The sequence below is a fragment of the Burkholderiales bacterium genome, from assembly GCA_015075645.1.
In the GTDB taxonomy this organism is placed as follows: Bacteria; Pseudomonadota; Gammaproteobacteria; order Burkholderiales; family Casimicrobiaceae; genus VBCG01.
This window is the reverse complement of record JABTUF010000004.1, coordinates 531,600-550,495: the sequence shown is the minus strand read 5'-3', so window position 1 is coordinate 550,495 and position 18,896 is coordinate 531,600. Positions and strand designations below refer to the sequence as shown.

16 protein-coding genes are annotated in these 18,896 nt (G+C 71.1%); 9 read left to right on the top strand and 7 right to left on the bottom strand.

The window, feature by feature from the left end:
- Positions 1-3: 3 nt before the first annotated feature.
- Together HS109_12750 and HS109_12745 are read right to left on the bottom strand one after the other, a co-directional pair.
- On the bottom strand, positions 4-2,220 hold the full coding sequence (locus HS109_12750; protein ID MBE7523239.1) for a hypothetical protein: 2,217 nt from the start codon (positions 2,218-2,220) through the stop codon (positions 4-6).
- 315 nt (positions 2,221-2,535) lie between these two features.
- On the bottom strand, positions 2,536-3,753 hold the full coding sequence (locus HS109_12745) for a hypothetical protein (GenBank protein MBE7523238.1): 1,218 nt from the start codon (positions 3,751-3,753) through the stop codon (positions 2,536-2,538).
- 249 nt (positions 3,754-4,002) lie between these two features.
- Between HS109_12745 and HS109_12740 the strand changes: the two genes are divergently transcribed.
- Positions 4,003-5,226, top strand: a complete 1,224-nt coding sequence (locus HS109_12740) for an MFS transporter (GenBank protein MBE7523237.1) — start codon at positions 4,003-4,005, stop codon at positions 5,224-5,226.
- Between the two features lie 158 nt (positions 5,227-5,384).
- Here the strand turns inward: HS109_12740 and glmS are convergent, their stop codons facing one another.
- Positions 5,385-7,250 (bottom strand): glutamine--fructose-6-phosphate transaminase (isomerizing), encoded by a 1,866-nt coding sequence (glmS, locus tag HS109_12735; GenBank protein MBE7523236.1) that lies wholly within the window; start codon positions 7,248-7,250, stop codon positions 5,385-5,387.
- Between the two features lie 162 nt (positions 7,251-7,412).
- Between glmS and HS109_12730 the strand changes: the two genes are divergently transcribed.
- Complete coding sequence (locus HS109_12730) at positions 7,413-7,889, top strand: Lrp/AsnC family transcriptional regulator (protein ID MBE7523235.1); 477 nt, start codon at positions 7,413-7,415, stop codon at positions 7,887-7,889.
- 63 nt (positions 7,890-7,952) lie between these two features.
- Here the strand turns inward: HS109_12730 and HS109_12725 are convergent, their stop codons facing one another.
- Both HS109_12725 and glmU read right to left on the bottom strand, forming a co-directional pair.
- Positions 7,953-8,204, bottom strand: a complete 252-nt coding sequence (locus HS109_12725) for a cysteine-rich CWC family protein (protein MBE7523234.1) — start codon at positions 8,202-8,204, stop codon at positions 7,953-7,955.
- Between the two features lie 218 nt (positions 8,205-8,422).
- A complete protein-coding gene (glmU, locus tag HS109_12720) occupies positions 8,423-9,775 on the bottom strand; it encodes a bifunctional UDP-N-acetylglucosamine diphosphorylase/glucosamine-1-phosphate N-acetyltransferase GlmU (protein MBE7523233.1) in 1,353 nt (450 codons plus the stop codon).
- A 234-nt stretch (positions 9,776-10,009) separates the two neighbouring features.
- Here glmU and phnD point away from each other — a divergent pair, with 234 nt between their 5' ends.
- The 5 genes from phnD to HS109_12695 all read left to right on the top strand — a co-directional run bounded on the left by phnD (position 10,010) and on the right by HS109_12695 (position 14,400).
- Positions 10,010-11,032, top strand: coding sequence for a phosphate/phosphite/phosphonate ABC transporter substrate-binding protein (phnD, locus tag HS109_12715; GenBank protein ID MBE7523232.1), 1,023 nt, complete (start codon positions 10,010-10,012; stop codon positions 11,030-11,032).
- Positions 11,033-11,096: 64 nt separating this feature from the next.
- A complete protein-coding gene (phnC, locus tag HS109_12710; GenBank protein ID MBE7523231.1) occupies positions 11,097-11,846 on the top strand; it encodes a phosphonate ABC transporter ATP-binding protein in 750 nt (249 codons plus the stop codon).
- Positions 11,800-12,756 (top strand): phosphonate ABC transporter, permease protein PhnE, encoded by a 957-nt coding sequence (gene phnE / locus HS109_12705; GenBank protein MBE7523230.1) that lies wholly within the window; start codon positions 11,800-11,802, stop codon positions 12,754-12,756. The genes phnC and phnE (HS109_12705) overlap by 47 nt, the downstream gene beginning before the upstream one ends.
- The gene (gene phnE / locus HS109_12700) at positions 12,756-13,568 is read left to right on the top strand and encodes a phosphonate ABC transporter, permease protein PhnE (protein MBE7523229.1); all 813 of its coding nucleotides are present in this window, start codon (positions 12,756-12,758) and stop codon (positions 13,566-13,568) included. Before phnE (HS109_12705) ends, phnE (HS109_12700) begins: the two co-directional genes overlap by 1 nt.
- Positions 13,569-13,635: 67 nt before the next feature.
- Positions 13,636-14,400 carry a ParA family protein gene (locus HS109_12695; GenBank protein MBE7523228.1) on the top strand — a complete coding sequence of 255 codons (765 nt, stop codon included), beginning with the start codon at positions 13,636-13,638 and terminating at the stop codon, positions 14,398-14,400.
- Here the strand turns inward: HS109_12695 and HS109_12690 are convergent.
- Positions 14,374-14,613, bottom strand: coding sequence for a hypothetical protein (locus HS109_12690; GenBank protein ID MBE7523227.1), 240 nt, complete (start codon positions 14,611-14,613; stop codon positions 14,374-14,376). The genes HS109_12695 and HS109_12690 overlap by 27 nt on opposite strands.
- Before the next feature lie 195 nt (positions 14,614-14,808).
- Here HS109_12690 and HS109_12685 point away from each other — a divergent pair, with 195 nt between their 5' ends.
- Positions 14,809-15,762, top strand: coding sequence for a phosphotransferase (locus HS109_12685; GenBank protein MBE7523226.1), 954 nt, complete (start codon positions 14,809-14,811; stop codon positions 15,760-15,762).
- A 77-nt stretch (positions 15,763-15,839) separates the two neighbouring features.
- Positions 15,840-17,156: a phosphopyruvate hydratase gene (eno, locus tag HS109_12680; GenBank protein ID MBE7523225.1), complete on the top strand. Its 1,317-nt coding sequence runs from the start codon at positions 15,840-15,842 to the stop codon at positions 17,154-17,156.
- Positions 17,157-17,351: 195 nt separating this feature from the next.
- Here eno and HS109_12675 read toward each other — a convergent pair whose 3' ends face one another.
- On the bottom strand, positions 17,352-18,809 hold the full coding sequence (locus HS109_12675) for a sulfatase-like hydrolase/transferase (protein ID MBE7523224.1): 1,458 nt from the start codon (positions 18,807-18,809) through the stop codon (positions 17,352-17,354).
- Between the last annotated feature and the right edge of the window lie 87 nt (positions 18,810-18,896).

Below are 18,896 nucleotides of genomic sequence, written 5' to 3'. Positions count from 1 at the left end.
AGTTCAATCGATGCGCACGTCGACCGCTTCGCCGAGCCGGACGAAGCGCCCGGGTGTCTCCCGCCGAACCCACGCCTGCACCTTGTGGGTGCCCGGCGACAACGCCGCCGTCGGCAGCGTGACCGACCACGCGCCTGCGCGCCACGCTCCTGCGTCCGGCCGTCCCGCCCACAGCGGTCGCGGCGGCGTGCCCACGGTCACGATCAGGGCCTCGGGCAGCCGCTGCGCCTCGTCGGCGGGCAGCGTGCCGTCGATGCGCGCGTCCGGCACGCGTGAAGCGGCCCGGGGATAGTTGCGCACCTCGCCGACGCGATCGTCCGACCAGACGGGCGGGCCGGCGGCCCGCCGCCAGAACCAGTTGCCGGCGACCACGGCGTCCGGCTCGTAGTGCGAGAGCACGTACGCGACGATCTCCGGCGTGCCGTCGAAGAGCGAGACACCGTCGACGGTGTTCGACCATGCACGGTTCTCGAACAGGATCCATTGCGGCCGCTTCGCCTCCAGTGCGGCGACGAACGCGTCCTGTGCCGTCCGCGCACGCGCGTTGGTCACGGCGTGGTAGCGCGTGCAGGAAGGTCGGCCGAGCACGTAGTACCAGGTCGGCTCGTTGGTGAGGGTGACGAAGCAGGGACTCGCCGCCACCGCCGCACCCATCGCGCTTCGCACCTCGCGCTGCGCGGCGGACAGGACGTTCGCGTCGGCCGTGTGCCGTCCGCGCAGGTATTCGCGATCGACGCGCTTCCAGGCGGCAACCGGGTCGAGGAGCGGCATCGCGAGACCCACGAGCACGGACAGCAGCACGGTGCCGATGGCCGTCGCTTCCGCGGCCTTCCCCGGATCGCCGCGCGGCCACAGGAACCGTGTCGCCGCGAACCGCGCGAGGAGTGCGCTGGCGAGCAGCCACGCCGGCGTGACCGCCCAGGCGACGTGCGTCGAGTCGCCGCGCTCGACCGCGGTCCGCAGGATCGGCAGCGACGCGGCGAGCATGACGACCGCGGCCGGCTCGCGCAGGGCGACGTCGGAGCCGTGCGCGCGGAGCGACTTCGCGATGCTCGCGACCGCCCATGCCAGCGCGGCGGCGGCGCCGGCGAGGAGGAACGGGATCCAGATCTCGGGCGGCGTGGCGATGCCGGCGTACGAGAACAGGTCCCGGCCGTAGCGCGCGAAGTACCGGATCTGGGCCACCGCCGCCGCGAGATCGGCGCGCGGCACGATGGCCAGCAGCGCCGCGAGACCCGCGGCCGCGCCGCCGAGCACCCCGGACAGCCACGGCTTGCGCCACGACGTGGCGGCGATCGGAATCGACACGAGCGCGACGAACGCGAGTCCGTAGAGCCCCCGGTCGTACGAGTAGAACGGCGCCCACGGGAGCGACACGCCGGCGGCGAACGCGAAGAGCGCCCCGCGGCTCGATGCGGCCGGCGCCCGGCCCATCGCCCGAGCGAACGCGAGGACGAGGGCGATCTGCACGAGGTACACGACATCGCGCGGATTCAGCGTCTTGTGCATCGGCGGATCGTCCGGCCACTCGCCGAAGCGAAGCGCCGCGCCCAGCGCGAGCGTTGCCAGCGCCGTGGTCACGATCCAGCGGGCGCGCGAATCGCCGGGCGCGAGCAGCCGGCACAGGAGCGCGAGCGCGGCGATCGCGGCGGCCACCGCGGCGGCGCGGAGGGCCGCGAAGGCGATCCGCGCGGTCACGATGCCGTTGTCGGGGCCCGCCAGGGCCACCGAAGCGTAGGCCGGCAAGAGGTCGACGCCCGGCCCGTGGGTGGTGAGCGCGCCGTCGAGCGATCCTCCCGCGCGCAGGTGCGGGATGAAGCCCAGGTACTCGCCTTCGTGGAAGTCGTCGGTGAGCGCATGGGTCACCGAACTGATCGACGCATTGACCGCGTACGCGATGGCCACGACCGCGAACGCGCACCAGAGCACGGCCCGCGTTCGCCGCGCCGTCCGTTCGTCGCCCGAAAGCGCGCGTGCCGCCATGGTCAGCCAACCGGTTCCGCGCAGGTAGCCCGCGGCGAACGCCGACGCCATCAGCACGGCGAAGACCGCGAACCGCAGGTAGTTCGTCCAGGCGTCGATGCCGGCGCGCCAGGACGGCGAAACCACGGCAGGGTCGAGCTGGGCGGGCAGCGAGAACCACGCCGCCACGCCCAGGGCGGGGATCACGAGCAGTGCGACGTTCGCGGTCCCGGCCGCGAGGCGCGTGTCGACGTTCATGTTCGGCAGCCGGCGAGCCGGGGGGGAAGCGCCATCGGATCGAGGACGACGAGGTGGGCGACGCTCCGCGCTCGTGCGCAGGGCCACGTCGTCAGCCGACCCGACCAGGCATGGTCCGCAAGCATGCATGATCGGCGCGGGCGCGTCGACTCGATAGCACGGCAAGGGCGACGCCGGAGGAGGCGCCCCCGGCCTTTCGACGCGATGCCCCGCGCGCGTGAAACCGGATCCCGATCCTCGCGTCCGCCGGACAGCGCTCTCGGCGATCGTGCACGGGCCCGCGGCAAGCGAAGGCGGCCCCGGTCCGGAACGACGCTACTGCGACGCGCACATGGTCACGCCCTCGTCGGCGTAACCTTTGCCCAGCATCTCCGTGCGGATCGCCGTGCTCGTCGTGAAACGATGGTTCGGCGCTCCGCCCTGCCCGTTGTTGAACAGGCGGAACACCGGCGTGGTCTGCGCCGGGCACACGCCCTGCGCGCTCGGCACCGCGATGTAGAACGCGATCTTCTCGAACTGCCACTTGCTGTTCGCCTTCAGCCCGTCACATTCGGCGGAATTCGCCGTGTAGAAGTGCGAACTCGACGGCGGGAAGGCGACCGTGTAGAAGCGGCAGACCTGCGAGAGTCCCGCGCCGGGCGCCGTGCTCACGTTGAACTGCTCACCGGTGCGCGTCCAGCCGGGGAAGCTGCCGTCGTCGAGCCGCGCGATCTCGCCGGGATCGGACGACACGAAGTAGTGGTTGAAGCCCTGATGGTAGAACTCGATCGCGGTGCCCTTGCCGCCGCCCGGCACGCCGCCGAGTTCGGGAATCGCGCCGCCGTCCGCGGTCATCGTGAAACCTTGCATCGGCGTTCCATCCGCCGCCAGCACGCGGAACCCGGTGATGCCCGTGCCGGTGGTGGCCTCCGCGCTGAACGTCTCGCTGGTGATGCCGTCCAGCTCGGTCACCGCGTCGACGAACAGGCGAATTCGACCGGTGAGGTCGCCGGGCGCGGCGAACGGCGACACGGTCACCGACATGTCGTACTGCATCTGCGGCACCGTGCTGCTGGTGATCATCACCGCGCCGTGACCGGTGCCCGAGGCGCTGTCGAGTTCGACCGAGGAGACCATGTTGAGCGTCGCGCCGTCGCTGACGTGGCCCTCGAGCGTGCCGTGGAAGACGAGCTGCGCGCCCTTCAGGCTGGCGACGCCCGCCGGCGGGTGCAACGTGAAGTTGAACGCGGACGATCCGCGCAGGACGAGTTTCGCGGCCGTGGTGCCCGACAGCGTCGACTTCGAGGTGACGCCCTGGTTCACCGTCACGGTGAATGCCGCGTTGACGCCCTGCTCGTTGCGCGTGCCGGTCGACGTCGCCGGCACGTTCGGACCCCCACCCGGCACGTTCACGACGTCGGCGCCGTTGATGATCAGGTGGACGCGCGTGGCGTTGATGATCTCGGCCGAGGCCGCGGTGGCGCCCAGAAACGACGCGCCGAAGATCGCGACGGCCAGCGCGCGCGCGGCGGGCCGGAATGGGTGTTTCGACATGGTGGCAATGCCTCCGTGAACGGACGGAGTCGGGGTCGCGGCGCTTCTGGTGTTGCAGGCGATGGTCGCCCCTCGTCGGGGGCGGTCATTCTACCAAGAGGAGCGCGCCTCCCCGGCGCGCGCGACGACTCGCTGACGCAACGCTGACAGCGCACGGCGATTTCGCGCATCGGCCTCCCCTTGCGGAGATGCGCCGACGCCGGCATCGTGTTCGCCCGCGCGGCACGAAGCGCGCCGCGACGGCCCTCGATGTCCGCTTCGAAGACCGACCTCCGACGCATTCTCGTCGCACGCGGACTGCGTGCGTTCGGCGACGGCTTCGTGAGCCTGCTCCTGCCGATCTACCTGCTCGAACTCGGGTGGAGTCCGCTGCGCGTCGGCATCGTCGCAACCGCGACGCTGCTGGGGTCCGGCGCAATGACGCTCGCCGTCGGGCGCTACGCCGCGCGCTTTCCGTACCGAACGCTGCTCCTCGCCGCCAGCGTCCTCATGATCGCGACCGGACTGGGATTCGCGACGCTGACCGCCTTCTGGCCGCTCGCGGTGGTCGCGTTCGTCGGCACGCTCAATCCGTCGAGCGGCGACGTGAGCGTGTTCCTGCCGCTCGAGCACGCGCTCATCTCGCGGCTCGCCCGCGACGATCGCCGCACCGCCGCGTTCGCGCACTACAGCCTGACCGGTTCGCTCTCCGCGGCGGTCGGATCGCTCGCCGCCGGATTGCCCGCGCTCGCCACGGCGGCCTTCGGCATCGCGCCGCTCGCCGCGATGCAGGCGATGTTCGTGCTCTACGCGCTGTGCGCGGTCGCGGCCGCGTTCGCCTACCGCGGACTGCCGCCGGCCCTCGCCGCCGGCGCGCACGCGGGCGCCGCACCGCTTCGCACCTCGAAGCGCAACGTCTACGCGCTCGCCGCGCTCTTCAGTCTCGATTCGTTCGGCAGCGGCTTCGTCGTGCAGTCGATGGTCGCGCTGTGGCTCTACCAGACCTTCGACCTGCCGCTCGCGGCCGCCGGCACGCTCTTCTTCTGGACCGGCGTACTGTCGGCGCTCTCGTTCATGGTCGCCGTACGCATCGCCGGACGCATCGGCCTCGTCAACACGATGGTGTTCACGCACCTGCCGGCGAACCTGTGCCTGGTCGCGATTCCGTTCGTGCCCTCGCTCGCCGGCGTGGTCGCGCTGCTGCTCGTGCGCAGCGCGCTCTCGCAGATGGACGTGCCCACGCGCAGTTCCTACGTGATGGCGATCGTGCCGCCCGCGGAGCGGCCCGCTGCCGCGAGCATGACCGCGGTGCCGCGAAGCCTCGCCTCCGCGATCGGTCCGTTCCTCGCGGGCTGGCTCCTCGGCGCCTCGCCGTTCGGCTGGCCGTTCCTCGCGGCCGGCGCGACCAAGATCGCCTACGACGTGCTGCTGCTCGCGCGCTTTCGCGGCGTGAAGCCGCCGGAGGAGGCGATCAAAGGGGTCAGACTCGATTGATCGTTCGTTGGCGCAACGCGACACGCGAGGTCACATGTCCCGGTCTTCCTCTCCCGGGTCGATGCTTCCGGCCGGCGCCTTGGCGGCCACTGGCCGGCCGACGGAGCGCTCGTCGCGGACCATCAATCGAGTCTGACCCCATTGATCCACCCGCCGCCCTACTCGACGGTCACGCTCTTCGCGAGATTGCGCGGCTTGTCGACGTCGGTCCCGCGGATGACCGCGGCGTGGTAGGCGAGGAGCTGCAGCGGCACGACGTGCGCGATCGGCGAGAGCATCCCCACCGGCTCGGGCAGCCGGATGACGTGCAGCCCCTCGTCGGCGCGGATGGCGCTGTCACGGTCGGCCACGACGTAGAGTTCGCCGCCGCGCGCGCGCACCTCCTGCAGGTTGCTCTTGAGCTTCTCGATGAGCGCGTCGTTCGGCGCGATCGCGACGACCGGCATCGCCGCGTCGACGAGCGCGAGCGGGCCGTGCTTGAGTTCCCCCGCCGGGTACGCCTCGGCGTGGATGTAGCTGATCTCCTTCAGCTTGAGCGCACCTTCGAGCGCGACCGGATAGTGCAGGCCGCGGCCGAGGAATAGCGCGTGCTCGCGCGCCGCGAAGCGCTCGGCCCACGCGATCACCTGCGGCTCCAGGGCGAGCGCGGCCTGCAGCGCGACCGGCAGGTGGCGCATCGCGGCGAGGTGCCGCTCGGCGTCGGCGTCGGCGAGCCGGCCGCGCACCTGCGCCAGCGCGAGCGCGAGCAGGAACAGCGCGGCGAGCTGGGTCGTGAACGCCTTGGTCGACGCGACGCCGATCTCGACGCCCGCCCGGGTCACGTACGCGAGCATGCACTCGCGCACCATCGCGCTCGTCGCGACATTGCAGACGGTGAGCGTGCGCGTCATGCCCAGCGCGCGCGCGTGCTTCAGCGCAGCGAGCGTGTCGGCGGTCTCGCCGCTCTGACTGATCGTGACCACGAGCGTGCGCTCGTGCGGCACGCTGTCGCGGTAGCGGTACTCGCTCGCGACCTCGACGTCGGTCGGGATGCGCGCGAGCGACTCGAGCCACACCTTCGCGGTCAGGCCCGCGTAGTAGCTCGTGCCGCACGCCAGGATCAGGACCCGGTCGACTTCGCCGAACACGCGGTGCGCGCGGTCACCGAAGAGGTCCGCGGTCACCGCCTCGACACCTTCGAGCGTGTCGGCGATCGCGCGCGGCTGCTCGAAGATCTCCTTCTGCATGTAGTGGCGGTACGGTCCGAGCTCGGCCGCTCCGGTCCACGCGGGCACGCGGCGCACCTCGCGCTCGACGCGCTGCCAGCGGTCGGAGCCGTCGATTCGCCGCTCGATCCAGTGGCGGCCCAACTGCAGGTCGGCGACGTCGCCCTCGTCGAGGTAGACGATGCGCTCGGTCACGCCGGCGAGCGCCATCGCGTCCGACGCCAGGAAGCTCTCGCCCTCGCCCAGCCCCAGCACCAGCGGCGAGCCCAGGCGCGCGCCGACGACGCGGTGCGGCTCGTCGCGGCAGAACGCCGCGATCGCGTAGGCGCCGGTGAGTTCGAGCGTGGCGCGCTTCACCGCCTCGAACAGGTCGCCGTCGTAGTGGAGGTCGATCAGGTGCGCGATGACCTCGGTGTCGGTCTGGCTCGCGAACGCGTAGCCGCGCGCTTCGAGCTTCGCGCGGAGCGCCTCGTGGTTCTCGACGATGCCGTTGTGCACGAGCGCGATGCGCCCGGGCCGCGCGTGCGCCGCGTCCGCGCCCGGTCCGTGCGAGAAGTGCGGATGCGCGTTGTGCACGGCCGGCGCGCCGTGCGTCGCCCAGCGCGTGTGCGCGATGCCGGTGCCGCCTTCGATGCCCTCGCGCGCGACCAGTGCGTCGAGTTCGGCGACGCGCGCGGTGCTGCGCGAACGCTCGAGCGCGCCGTCACGGTGGACCGCGATGCCGCAGGAGTCGTAGCCGCGGTACTCGAGGCGCTTCAGCCCCTCGACGAGGATCGGGACGATGTTCCGCGGGGAGGCGGCGGCGACGATTCCGCACATCAGAGTCAGTTGGCAGTTGACAGTTGACAGTTGACAGTAGAGTAGGCGCATGCGTGAGGGTATTTCATGCGTTTCTATTCTATTTTTGGATGAATATTGCGTAGCTGGCGCGATGCAATGTAATATTTCATGTGTGCCGAGATATCCGACTATTCTTTCATGATGTCGCTCGACGAAACCGACCTGCGGATCCTCGACCAGCTGCAGCGGGACGCCTCGCTGACCAACCTCGACCTCGCGGCGCGGGTGCACGTGTCGCCGGCGACGGCGTTGCGCCGGACGAAGCGCCTCGTCGACGAGGGCTACGTCGAGAAGACGGTGGCGCTGCTCTCCGCCGACAAGCTCGCCCCTGGACTCTCCGCGATCGTCGAGGTGACGCTCGAGCCGCAGACCGCGCAGAGGCTCGACGCGTTCGAGGCGCGCGCGAACGCCGAGCCCGCCGTGCAGCAGTGCTACCGCACCGCGAGCGGGCCCGACTTCGTGCTGTTCGCGACCGTCCCCGACATGCCCGCGTGGCACGCCTTCCTGCAGCGCGTGATGACCGACGACGCGCACGTGCGCAACGTGAAGAGCTTTTTCGTCGCGAAGCGGGCGAAGTTCGCGCCTGCGATTCCACTGCCGCGGCCAACGACGCGGTGATCCCGCGCGGGTGCGACAACGCCCGCGGTGAAAATGGCGCGATTCCGGCCCGGCGCGTTCGCGTCAGCAGGACGCCGCGTCGCCCTCCGCAGCCGCATTCGCGATGCATGCCGCGCACAGGCACGCGACGCCCTTCGCGTCGTCCGGCAGTGCGTCGAGGAGTGCGGCAGGCACGACGACCCGCGTGCACCAGCAGGGACGGGGATCGCCCGCGGCCATCGCGCAGGCGTTCACCGCGCCGCAGCGCGGGCAGCGTGCGGGGTCGTATCCCGCCACGACGGATTCTTCACGCCGGTTCGAGCGGGCGTTCGTCATGTCGTCGCGTTCGATTCGCGTCCAGGTCGTCGGGCTGAAGCCCGACCCACAGCAACCTCCCGCAGGTCGGCCCTCAGGCCGACGCGTTTCCTGCACATCGGCACGAACGATGTCGGGCTGAAGCCCGACCCACAGCAACCTCCCGTAGGTCGGCCTTCAGGCCGACGTAACGTCCCGAATCGGCACAGACCTCGTCGGGCTGAAGCCCGACCCACGGATCAGCGGGCGTCCTTCGGTTTCTTCGCCGGCCGCTTCCAGTTCTCGACGGTCACCTGCTTCGCGCGCGCGAGCGTGAGCTTGCCCGGCGGGGCATCGCGGTCGATCGTGCTGCCGCCGCCGATCGTCGCGCCCGCGCCCACCTCGACCGGCGCGACCAGCACGACGTTCGAGCCGATCGACGCGCCGTCGCCGATCACCGTGCGGTGCTTCGCGGCGCCGTCGTAGTTCGCGGTGATCGACCCCGCACCGAAGTTGACGCGCTCGCCGATCGTGGTGTCGCCGACGTAGGCGAGGTGGTTCGCCTTCGAGCCGCGCCCGATCGTCGAGGCCTTCACCTCGACGAAGTTGCCGATGTGAACGCCCTCGTCGAGCATCGTTCCCGGGCGCAGCCGCGCGTAGGGTCCGACCCACGCGTTCGCGCCGACGCGCGCGCCCTCGACGATCGAGTAGGCGCGGATCTCGCTCCCTTGCCCGACCTCGCAGTCGCGCAGCACGCAGCCGGGCTCGACGCGCACGCCGTCGTGCAGCACGACGCGGCCTTCGAAGACGCAGCCGACGTCGATCGACACGTCCGCGCCGCATTCGAGCGTGCCGCGCAGGTCGAAGCGCGCGGGATCGGCGATCGTCGTCCCGGCGCGCATCAACGCTTCCGCATACCGGCGCTGCACGATGCGCTCGACCTGGGCGAGTTGCGCGCGATCGTTGATGCCGCGGGTGTCGCGCTCGTCGGGCGCGACGATCGCCTCGACGGCGACGCCGTCGGCGATCGCGTGCGCGACCACGTCGGTCAGGTAGAACTCGCCCTGCGCGTTGTGCGGCTCGAGCTTCGCGACCCAGGCGGCGAGGAGCGCGGTCGGCGCGGCCAGCGCGCCGGTGTAGATTTCGTCGATCGCGCGTTCCGCGGGCGACGCGTCGCGGTCCTCGACGATGCGGCGCAGCCCCTCGCCCTCGCGCACGACGCGCCCGAGTCCCGCGGGGTCGGGCGCGATCGCGGTCAGGAGCGCGAGCCGCCCGCGTGCCGCGCGCTCCGCGAGCGCCCGGAGCAGCGTCCCCGGGAGGAGCGGCGTATCGCCGTTCACCACGACCGTTACGCCCTCGCGCGGCAGCGTCGCGAGCGCGACCCGCACCGCGTCGCCGGTGCCGCGCGGCGGGTCCTGGCGCACGAACGCGAGCCCGGGCGCGGCGAGTGCGCGCTCCACCGCGTCGGCGCCGTGGCCGACGACCACCGCGATCGCGGCGGGCGCGACCGACCGCGCCGCGTCGAGCACGTGGGCGAGCATCGGGCGACCGGCGAGCGGGTGCAGCACCTTCGGCCGGGACGAGCGCATGCGCTTGCCCTGGCCGGCGGCCATCAGGACGACGTGGACGGGGGTCGCGGTCACAGGTGAGAGGCGGAACTCCGGCGCATTCTACGCGCGCGGCCGGGCGACGCCGCACGGCGGCGCGAGGCCTCCCCGCCCCGCCGCAGGTGTCGAAATGCGCGTTCCCGCGTGTACACTCCCGTTCGGGCCCGCCCGACCGAGCCGCACGACGATGCGGCACCGCACCCGTCCCGGGGGCGCGCGGCCCGACTTCCAGGAGACCCGATGTCCACGACCTTCCGCACGTTCCTGGCCGCGCTCGTGCTCGCGGCGCTGCCCATCACCCCGTCGTTCGCCGCCGACGCGTGCAAGAACCACGGCGAACTCGACACGATCTACTGCGACGACGACGGCAACATGACGGCCGACGTCCCGAAAGACCCGAAGAAGCTCAAGAATCCGTCGACCATCGTGTTCACCTACACGCCGGTCGAAGACCCCGCGGTCTACGAGAACATCTTCAAGCCGTTCACGACGCACCTCGCGGCGTGCCTCAACAAGAAGGTCGTGTTCTACCAGGTGCAGTCGAACGCCGCCGAGATCGAGGCGATGCGCTCGGGCCGCCTGCACGTCGGCGGCTTCTCGACCGGCCCGACCGCGTTCGCGGTCAACCTGGCCGGCGCGGTGCCGTTCGCGATCAAGGGCTACGAGAAGGACTTCCAGGGCTACAACCTGATCGTGATCGTCAAGGCGGATTCGCCGTTCCAGAAGCTCTCGGACCTCAAGGGCAAGAAGGTCGCCCACACCTCGCCGTCGTCGAACTCGGGCCACCTCGCGCCGCTCGCGCTGTTCCCGAAGGAGGGCCTCAAGCCCGACGTCGACTACAAGCCGCTCTTCTCCGGCAAGCACGACCAGTCGGTGCTCGGCGTCGCTTCGGGCGACTACGACGCCGCGGCAGTCGCCTCGGACGTGTTCCATCGCATGGGCGTGCGCGGGCAGATCAAGGAGTCGGACTTCCGCGTGATCTACCGCAGCCAGAAGTTCCCGACCTCGTCGTTCGCGTACGCGCACGACCTCGACCCGAAGCTCGTCGACCGGATGCTGACCTGCTTCTACGACTACCGCTTCCCGCCCGAGATGAAGAAGGCGTTCGACGGCGCGGACCGCTTCTTCCCGATCAACTACAAGACGACCTGGGCGGTGGTGCGCGAAGTCGCCAAGGGCTCGGGCCAGGCTTTCGACCGCCAGACCTACGAGACGGAGACCAAGCGCGAGGCGGAAGCGGCCGCGAAGAAGAAGAAGAAGTGATCGTTGTCGTGTCGCGGTACGGCACCGGAGCCCCGGTGCCGCCCGCCCGACCCCGGAGCGCGCGGTGCTGACGCTGCGGCGCCTGTCGAAGTCCTACGTGCCGGGCAAGCCGGTGCTGATCGAGATCGATCTCGAGATCGCGGCGCGCGGCATCACCGCGATCATCGGGCCGTCGGGCACCGGCAAGTCGACGCTGATCCGCTGCGTCAACCGGCTGGTCGAGCCGACCGCCGGCGAGATCCTGTTCGAGGGCGAGGACCTCGCGAAGCTCTCGGGGCGCCGGCTGCGCCACGCGCGGCGGCACATCGGCATGGTGTTCCAGGAGTACAACCTCGTGGAACGACTGACGGTGATGGAGAACCTGCTCTCCGGCCGGCTGGGCTACGTGTCCGCGTGGCGCGCCTGGCGCCGCCGCTTCCCCGACGAGGACGTGCGCGCGGCGTTCGAACTGCTCGACACCGTCGGGCTCTCGGGTTTCGCGAACCGCCGCGCCGACGCGCTCTCCGGAGGCCAGCGGCAGCGCGTCGGCATCGCGCGCGCCGTGATGCAGGGACCGCGGCTGCTGCTCGCCGACGAACCGACTTCCTCGCTCGACCCGAAGACCTCGGTCGAGATCATGCAACTCCTGGCCGACGTGGCGCAGAGCCGCGGCATCCCGGTGCTCGTCAACATGCACGACGTCGAACTCGCGAAGCGCTTCGCCGACCGCATCGTCGGCATGTCGGGCGGCCGCGTCGTGTACGACGGCGCGCCCGCGGGCCTCGCCGATGACGTGCTCGCGTCGATCTACGGCGGCGAGGACTGGCTGCACTGATGGCGCGAGCGACGCGCCCCCGCACCTCCGCCGCCGGGAGCGCCTGCGCGTGAACGCGCCCGCGGCCGCGCACGAAGCGCCGTTTCGCCGCAGCCCGTGGTCGCGCGTGGCGCTCGCCGCGCTCGTCGCGTACGTCGTCTACGCGTCGATGCAGATGGAGATCTCGGTCGAGCGCGTCGCGACCGGGATGCACAACGCGGCGCGCTTCTTCGGGCGGATGTTCCCGCCCAATTTCGAGCGCTGGGAACTGCTGCTCAAGGGCCTCTTCGAGAGCCTCGAGATCGCGGTGCTCGCCTCCGCGCTCGGGATCGCGCTCGCGCTGCCGATCGGTCTCCTCGCCGCGCGCAACCTGATGCCGCCGTGGGCGACCTGGCCCGCGCGCGCGTTCATCGTCGCGTGCCGCTCGTTCCACCCGGTCATCGTCGCGATCGTGTTCGTCAAGGCGGTGGGCTTCGGCGCGCTCGCGGGCATCCTCGCGCTCGTCGTCGCCTCGATCGGCTTCATCGGCAAGCTCTTCACCGAGGCGGTCGAGGAGATCTCCGACAAGCAGGTCGAGGCGGTGCGCGCGACCGGCGCGCCGTTCGGCTCGATCCTGGCGTTCGGCGTGTTCCCGCAGGTGTTCTCGCGATTCATCGGCTTCGCGACCTACCAGCTCGACAGCAACCTGCGGAACTCGACGATGGTCGGCATCGTCGGCGCCGGCGGCATCGGCGGCACGCTGTTCTCGGCGTTCCAGCGCTTCGACTACGACTTCGTCTGCGCGATCCTGATCGCGATCATCTCGCTGATCATGCTGGGCGAGATCGCGGCGACCGGCGTGCGGCGCGTCTTCCTCGACGGCGCGACGCTGCGCGACCTCTTCCGGCGCGGTGCGCGCACCGCGCGCGAACGGCGGCTCGAGGACGATTGATGGGCGCCGACGCCGCCTCCCGCGCCGAGGCCGAGTGGCGCCGCTTCACGCCCGCGCAGCGGTTCGCGCGCTTCGCGATCCTGCTCGCGATCGTCGCGGCGATCGTCGCGGCGGTCCGCTCGGTCGAGGTGATCCCCGAGTTCCTGGTCGACGCGCCCGAGCAGATGATGGACCTCCTCACGCGCATGTGGCCGCCCGACTGGCCGCACTATTCGGAATCGGTCCACGCGGCGCTGATGGAGACGATCCACATCGCCTCGCTCGGCACGCTGCTCGCGCTCGTGATGGCGCTGCCGGTCGGCGTGCTCGCCGCGCACAACCTCGTGCCCTCCACGCCGGTGAACCTCGCCGCGAAGTTCGTCCTCGTGTCCTCGCGCAGCGTGAACTCGCTCGTCTGGGCGCTGCTCTTCGTCGGCATCTTCGGTCCCGGCGCGCTCGCCGGGACGCTCGCCATCGCGTTCCGCTCGATCGGCTTCGTCGGCAAGCTCTTCGGCGAGGCGCTCGAGGAGGCGCAGAGCGGCCCGATCGAGGCGCTGACCGCCGCCGGCGCGCCCTGGGCGTCGCGGATGACCTTCGGCTACTGGCCGCAGGTGAAGCCCGCGTTCTGGTCGATCGCGCTGTTCCGCTGGGACATCAACGTGCGCGAGTCCGCGGTGCTGGGGCTCGTCGGCGCCGGCGGCATCGGCATGACGCTCGACACCGCGATGAACCTGTTCCAGTGGGACCGCGTCGCAGTGATCCTGATCGCGATCTTCGCGGTCGTGGTCGTGGCCGAGATCGTCGTCACCCAGGTGCGCAAGCGCGTGATCTGATCGCCTGCGCGCCTGTGCTGCACAACAATGCGCGAACCGGGCGCGCATTCACGGTATCCTCGCGCCGATGACGATCCTCGCGGTCTTCAACCAGAAGGGCGGCGTCGGCAAGACGACGACCGCGCTCAACCTGCTCGCCGCGATCGCGCAGCGCGGGCGGCGTCCGATCGGCGTCGATCTCGATCCGCAGGGCCACCTGTCGCACGTGTTCGGCACGCAGCCGCGCGCGGCCGACGACACGATGTACGGTTTCTTCGTGCGTCAGCGCCCGATCGCGGACATCGCGCACGTGAGCGCGAGCGGCGTGCTGATGTGCCCCGCGCACATGGAACTCTCGAAGCTCGACGCGCTGCTCGGCAAGGGCGTCAACGTCGTCACGCGGCTGCGCCAGGCGCTCCGCGCGCCAGGCGCGGTGGACGGCCCGGTCGTGATCGACTGCTGTCCGCTCCTCAACGTGCTCTCGCTCAACGCGGTGTTCGCATGCGACCTCCTCGTGGTGCCGGTGTCGGCCGACTACCTCGCCGTGCAGGGCGCGAAGGAGGTCGAGCGCGCCCTGAACGCGCTCGAGCCGGTGTTCAAGCAGCGGCTCCCGCGGCGCTACGTGATCACGCGCTTCGACATGCGCCGGAGGATGAGCGCGGAGGTCGTGCAGGAGATGGCGCGTTCGTTCCGGACCGAGGAGGTGTGCGTCACCCGGATTCGCGAGAACGTCAAGCTCGCCGAGAGCCCGGCGGCGGGACTGGACGTGTTCCGCCACGCGCCGGACAGCCGGGGCGCGCGCGACTACGAGGAACTGGCCGACGAGCTAGTGGGTGCCGGCTTTCTGCGCTGAAGGGGCGGCCGCACTGATCATGCCGATCACGCTCTCGACGTCCAGGGTGTCGTTGCGCCGCGCGACCGCCTGCTCGCGGCATTCGATGATCTCGCAGCGTTGGTACATCTGGCGCAGGCGACGCTCGGCGTCGTCCTGCGTGCCGGCCATGATGTGGATGTTGTCGACGCGCTGGCCGTAGCGCGTCTTGATCGTGAACCCGTAGCGGATCATTGCTCCTCCTGCCCCCTGGTCCCGGCCACCTGTCCCGTCAGGGACTTGGCGGCGGTCCTTGTCGTGCCGATTCCGGACCTGCACGCAAATCCCGTTCCCCGTTGCCGAATTCCGCCGATGACGACCGACGATCCACTGACGCAGGTGCCGGAAGGCCATGAAGTGTATCGCGAAATTCACGAAGCCTTGGCCCGGATGGCGCTAGTGAGCGCACACCAACCTATCCGGCTGATCCCCCTCGCGGGCGGAGTGTCCTCCGATATCTGGCGCGTGGAGTCCCCGGGCGCGACGTTTTGCGTCAAGCGGGCGCTCGCCCGCCTCAAGGTCGCGGCCGACTGGCGCGCCCCGGTCGGACGCAACCGTTACGAGGTCGCCTGGTTCCGCACGGTGGGTGAGATCGCACCACGCGCGGTGCCCGCGATCCTCGGCGACGACGAGATCGCCCAGGCGTTCGCGATGACCTGGCTCGCGCCCGATCACCACCCGGTGTGGAAGACACTGCTGCGCGATGGCGTCGCCGATCCCGCGACCGCGCGCGCGGTCGGCGACGTGCTGGGCCGCATCCACGCGGCGACCGCGGACCGCGCGGACCTCGCCGCCGCATTCGCGACCGACGCGACCTTCCACGCGATCCGGCTCGAGCCCTACCTCGAGGCGACCGGACGCGCGCATCCCGACCTCGCACCGCGGTTCGCCGCGCTAGTCGCGACGACGGCGTCCACACGCCGCGTGCTCGTGCACGGCGACTTCAGCCCGAAGAACCTGCTGATCGGTCCGCACGGCCCGGTGATCCTCGACGCCGAGTGCGCGTGGTTCGGCGATCCGGCGTTCGATCTCGCGTTCGTGCTGAACCACCTGCTGCTCAAGGGCGCGTGGCGGCCGATGCACCGCGCGCGCTACCACGAGGCGTTCGGCGCGCTCGTCGACGGCTACCGCGCGCAGGTCCGATGGGAACCGTGGGCCGAGGTCGAGCGACGCGCCGCGGCGCTGTTGCCTGCGCTCCTGCTCGCGCGCATCGACGGCAAGTCGCCGGTCGAGTACCTGACGAGCGAGGCCGATCGGGAGCGCGTGCGCGCGTTCGCGCGGCCGAAGATCGTCGAGCCGCAGCGCGGCCTGGAGGCGATTGCGGATGGCTGGCGCTTCCGCTGATCGGGCACAATGCGCGGTCGTCTCCCCCGGCCGAAGGACAGCATGACCATGCCGCACGCGAATCCGGCTTCGCCTCGATGAGCGCCACCTCGATCACCGCGATCCGCGCGCGCCGCGTGTGGGATTCGCGCGGGCGACCGACGGTGGAAGCCGAGGTCGAACTCGCGGGCGGCGCGACCGGCCGCGCGATCGCGCCCGCGGGCGCGTCGCGGGGCACGCGCGAGGCGGTCGACCTGCGCGATGGCGGCACGCGCTTCGGCGGGCACGACGTGCTCGAGGCCTGCGGGCACGTGCGCTCGACGCTCTCGCAGGCGCTGCGCGGCCGCGACGCCCTCGACCAGGCGGCGATCGACGCGCGGATCGGCGCGCTCGACGGCACGCCGAACAAGGCGAAGCTCGGCGGCAACGCCACGGTCGCGGTGTCGATGGCCGTGGCGCACGCCGCCGCCGCCGCCGCGCGCGTCCCGCTGTGGAAGCACCTCGCGGGCAGTGGCCCGGTGCGCCTGCCGCTGCCCGAGGTGCAGATCTTCGGCGGCGGCGCGCACGCGAGCCGGCGCGTCGACGTGCAGGACTTCATGGTGATGCCGGTCGGCGCCTGGACCTTCGGCGACGCGATCGCGATCGTCGCCGAGGTCTACCGCGCGGCCGGCGCGCTGATGGCCGAAGCGGGTCTCCTCGCCGGTGTCGCCGACGAAGGCGGCTTCTGGCCGATGTTCCGCAGCAACGAGGAAGCGCTCGCGATGCTCGTGCGCTCGATCGAGCGCGCCGGGCTCGCGCCGGGTTCCGACGTGGCGATCTCGCTCGACATCGCCGCGTCCGAGTTCGGGAAGGATGGCCGCTACACGCTCGCGCTCGACCGGCAGGAACTCGACCGCGACGCGTGGTCGGCGATGCTCGTCGACTGGATCGAGCGCTATCCGATCGTGTCGATCGAGGACCCGTTCGCCGAGGACGACCGCGTTGCGTGGATCCGCTTCGGCGAGGCGGTCGGCGCGCACGTGCAGATCATCGGCGACGACTACCTGACGACGAACGCGGCGGAAGTCGACCGCGCGGCATACGACCAGGCGTGCAACGCGGTGCTGATCAAGCCCAACCAGGCGGGCACGCTCACCGAGGCGCGTGCGGCGCTCGACGCCGGTCGCCGGCACGGATTCGGCACGATCGTCTCCGCCCGGTCGGGCGAGACCGAGGACACGACCATCGCGCACCTCGCCGTCGGCTGGGACGCCGGCCAGCTCAAGGTCGGCTCGTTCGCGCGCAGCGAACGCATGGCGAAGTGGAACGAAGTGCTGCGCATCGAGGAGGCGATCGGCGCCGATGCCAAATTCGCCGGCGCCGACGCGCTGCCGATCCGCAAGCGCACCGCGGTGTTCGGCAAGCCGCAGCTATGATCCGGCGCCCGTCGGGCTGAAGCCCGACCCACGAAGCGCTGCGCTTGTCGGGCTGAAGCCCGACCCACGAAGCGCTGCGCTTGTCGGGCTGAAGCCCGACCCACAACACCTTCCCGTAGGTCGGCCTTCAGGCCGACAGCGCATCCCGCCGTCGTAGGTCGGCCTTCAGGCCGACGCTTTCGCGCGCATCGACGATCAGTTGATCTCGGCCGCCGTCCCCGGCGCCGGCGAGAACCCGAGATCGCCGCGCGCGAGCGCGGCCTCGCGCCCGCCGTAGCTCGCGAGAAGCTCCGCCTGCCGGCGTTTCGCGCGCGCGTCGACCGCCTCCGGATCGAGGATCGCGCGCAGGCGCCGCTCGCCTTCGGCGAGTTCGACGCGATGGCGCGCGTCGCCGGCGAGGTCGTGGCGTTCCTCCGGATCGGCCTCGAGGTCGAAGAGCTGCGGCGGGTGCGCGACGTAGTGGCAGTACTTCCAGCGGCCGTAACGCAGCATGAACGCGCCGGCGATCGACGCGGTCGCGTGGTACTCGGAGATCACCGGACGCGCCGGCGTCGCGCCGTTCGCGACGTCGAAGAGCGACGCCCCGGGCAACGCTTCGCGGCCGCGCGGCAGCGGCGCACCCGTCGCCGCGAGGATCGTCGGCGCGCAATCGATGAGCGACACCGGCGTGTCGACGACCCGCCCGGCCGCGATGCCCGCGCCCGCCATCACGAGCGGCACGCCGGCGGACTCCTCGTAGAACGTCGACTTGCCCCACAGCCCGCGCGCGCCGAGGTTGTCTCCGTGGTCGCTCGTGTAGATCACGCGCGTGTCCGCCGCGAGCCCCGCGCCGGCGAGCGCGCCCAGTACCAGGCCCACGTTCTCGTCCATCGCCGAGACGAGCCCGGCGTATCCGGCGATCGCGCGCTTCACGTCCGCGTCCGAATGGAAATGCGCGTCGTAGTCGACGGTGCGCTCGTAGATCTCGTGGAACGGATGGCGCGGCCGCTCTTCGCGCGCGTAGAGCTTGGGCATCGGCAGGTCCAGCCGAAGGTAGCGGTAGAACCACTGCGGCGGCGCGATCAGCGGGAAGTGCGGCGACACGAACGACACGAACAGCACCCACGGCCGGTCGCGCCACTTCGGCGCCTCCTCGTGCAGCCAGATTTGCGCGCGCGCCGCGATGTCGCGGTCGTAGACCGAGTACGTCGACTCACCCGGGCCGGCGCGCTTCGCCATCTTGTCGCCGCCCTTGCGCTTCGGGATGTTCTCGCGCACGAGCCCCTTCACGTCGCCGATGCCGTCGACGACGTGCATCGGCACGATCTCCTCGGAGAAGCCGTGGTCGTCGCCCTGGCGGCCGCGGAAATGCAGCTTCCCGATCGACACGACGCGGTGGCCGGCCTGCCGCAGCAGGTGGTGCCAGCTCGGGACTGCGCCGTCGTAGGCGTCGGCGTTGTCGAAGTAGCCGATGTCGTGCACGTAGCGGCCGGTCGCGAACGCCGCCCGCGCCGGCACGCAGATCGGGCAGGGCGTGTACGCGGAGGAGAATCGCGTGCCGCGCGCGGCGAGCGCGTCGAGGTGGGGCGTCTCGACGAACGGGTGACCCGCCGCGCCCAGGAACTTCGGATTGTGCTCGTCCGACATGAGGACGAGGAGGTTCTGCGGGGTCATGTCGCCGGGGTCCGGGTCGGGGTCGGGATGTCGGGGGCCATGCCACTGGGAACATGATCTGGATTGAGGTATTCTGCCATGGAATAG

Bases quoted from the DNA above. Each gene is read 5' to 3' on its own strand.
- glmS (MBE7523236.1), bottom strand. From the start codon at position 7,250: ATGTGCGGAATCGTCGCCGCCGCCTCCCCGCGGAACATCGTCCCGATC.
- HS109_12750 (MBE7523239.1), bottom strand. From the start codon at position 2,220: ATGAACGTCGACACGCGCCTCGCGGCCGGGACCGCGAACGTCGCACTG.
- phnE (MBE7523229.1), top strand. From the start codon at position 12,756: ATGGGCGCCGACGCCGCCTCCCGCGCCGAGGCCGAGTGGCGCCGCTTC.
- HS109_12675 (MBE7523224.1), bottom strand. From the start codon at position 18,809: ATGACCCCGCAGAACCTCCTCGTCCTCATGTCGGACGAGCACAATCCG.
- phnE (MBE7523230.1), top strand. From the start codon at position 11,800: ATGACGTGCTCGCGTCGATCTACGGCGGCGAGGACTGGCTGCACTGAT.
- phnD (MBE7523232.1), top strand. From the start codon at position 10,010: ATGTCCACGACCTTCCGCACGTTCCTGGCCGCGCTCGTGCTCGCGGCG.
- glmU (MBE7523233.1), bottom strand. From the start codon at position 9,775: ATGGCCGCCGGCCAGGGCAAGCGCATGCGCTCGTCCCGGCCGAAGGTG.
- HS109_12740 (MBE7523237.1), top strand. From the start codon at position 4,003: ATGTCCGCTTCGAAGACCGACCTCCGACGCATTCTCGTCGCACGCGGA.
- HS109_12745 (MBE7523238.1), bottom strand. From the start codon at position 3,753: ATGTCGAAACACCCATTCCGGCCCGCCGCGCGCGCGCTGGCCGTCGCG.
- HS109_12690 (MBE7523227.1), bottom strand. From the start codon at position 14,613: ATGATCCGCTACGGGTTCACGATCAAGACGCGCTACGGCCAGCGCGTC.
- eno (MBE7523225.1), top strand. From the start codon at position 15,840: ATGAGCGCCACCTCGATCACCGCGATCCGCGCGCGCCGCGTGTGGGAT.
- HS109_12730 (MBE7523235.1), top strand. From the start codon at position 7,413: ATGTCGCTCGACGAAACCGACCTGCGGATCCTCGACCAGCTGCAGCGG.
- HS109_12695 (MBE7523228.1), top strand. From the start codon at position 13,636: ATGACGATCCTCGCGGTCTTCAACCAGAAGGGCGGCGTCGGCAAGACG.
- HS109_12685 (MBE7523226.1), top strand. From the start codon at position 14,809: ATGGCGCTAGTGAGCGCACACCAACCTATCCGGCTGATCCCCCTCGCG.
- HS109_12725 (MBE7523234.1), bottom strand. From the start codon at position 8,204: ATGACGAACGCCCGCTCGAACCGGCGTGAAGAATCCGTCGTGGCGGGA.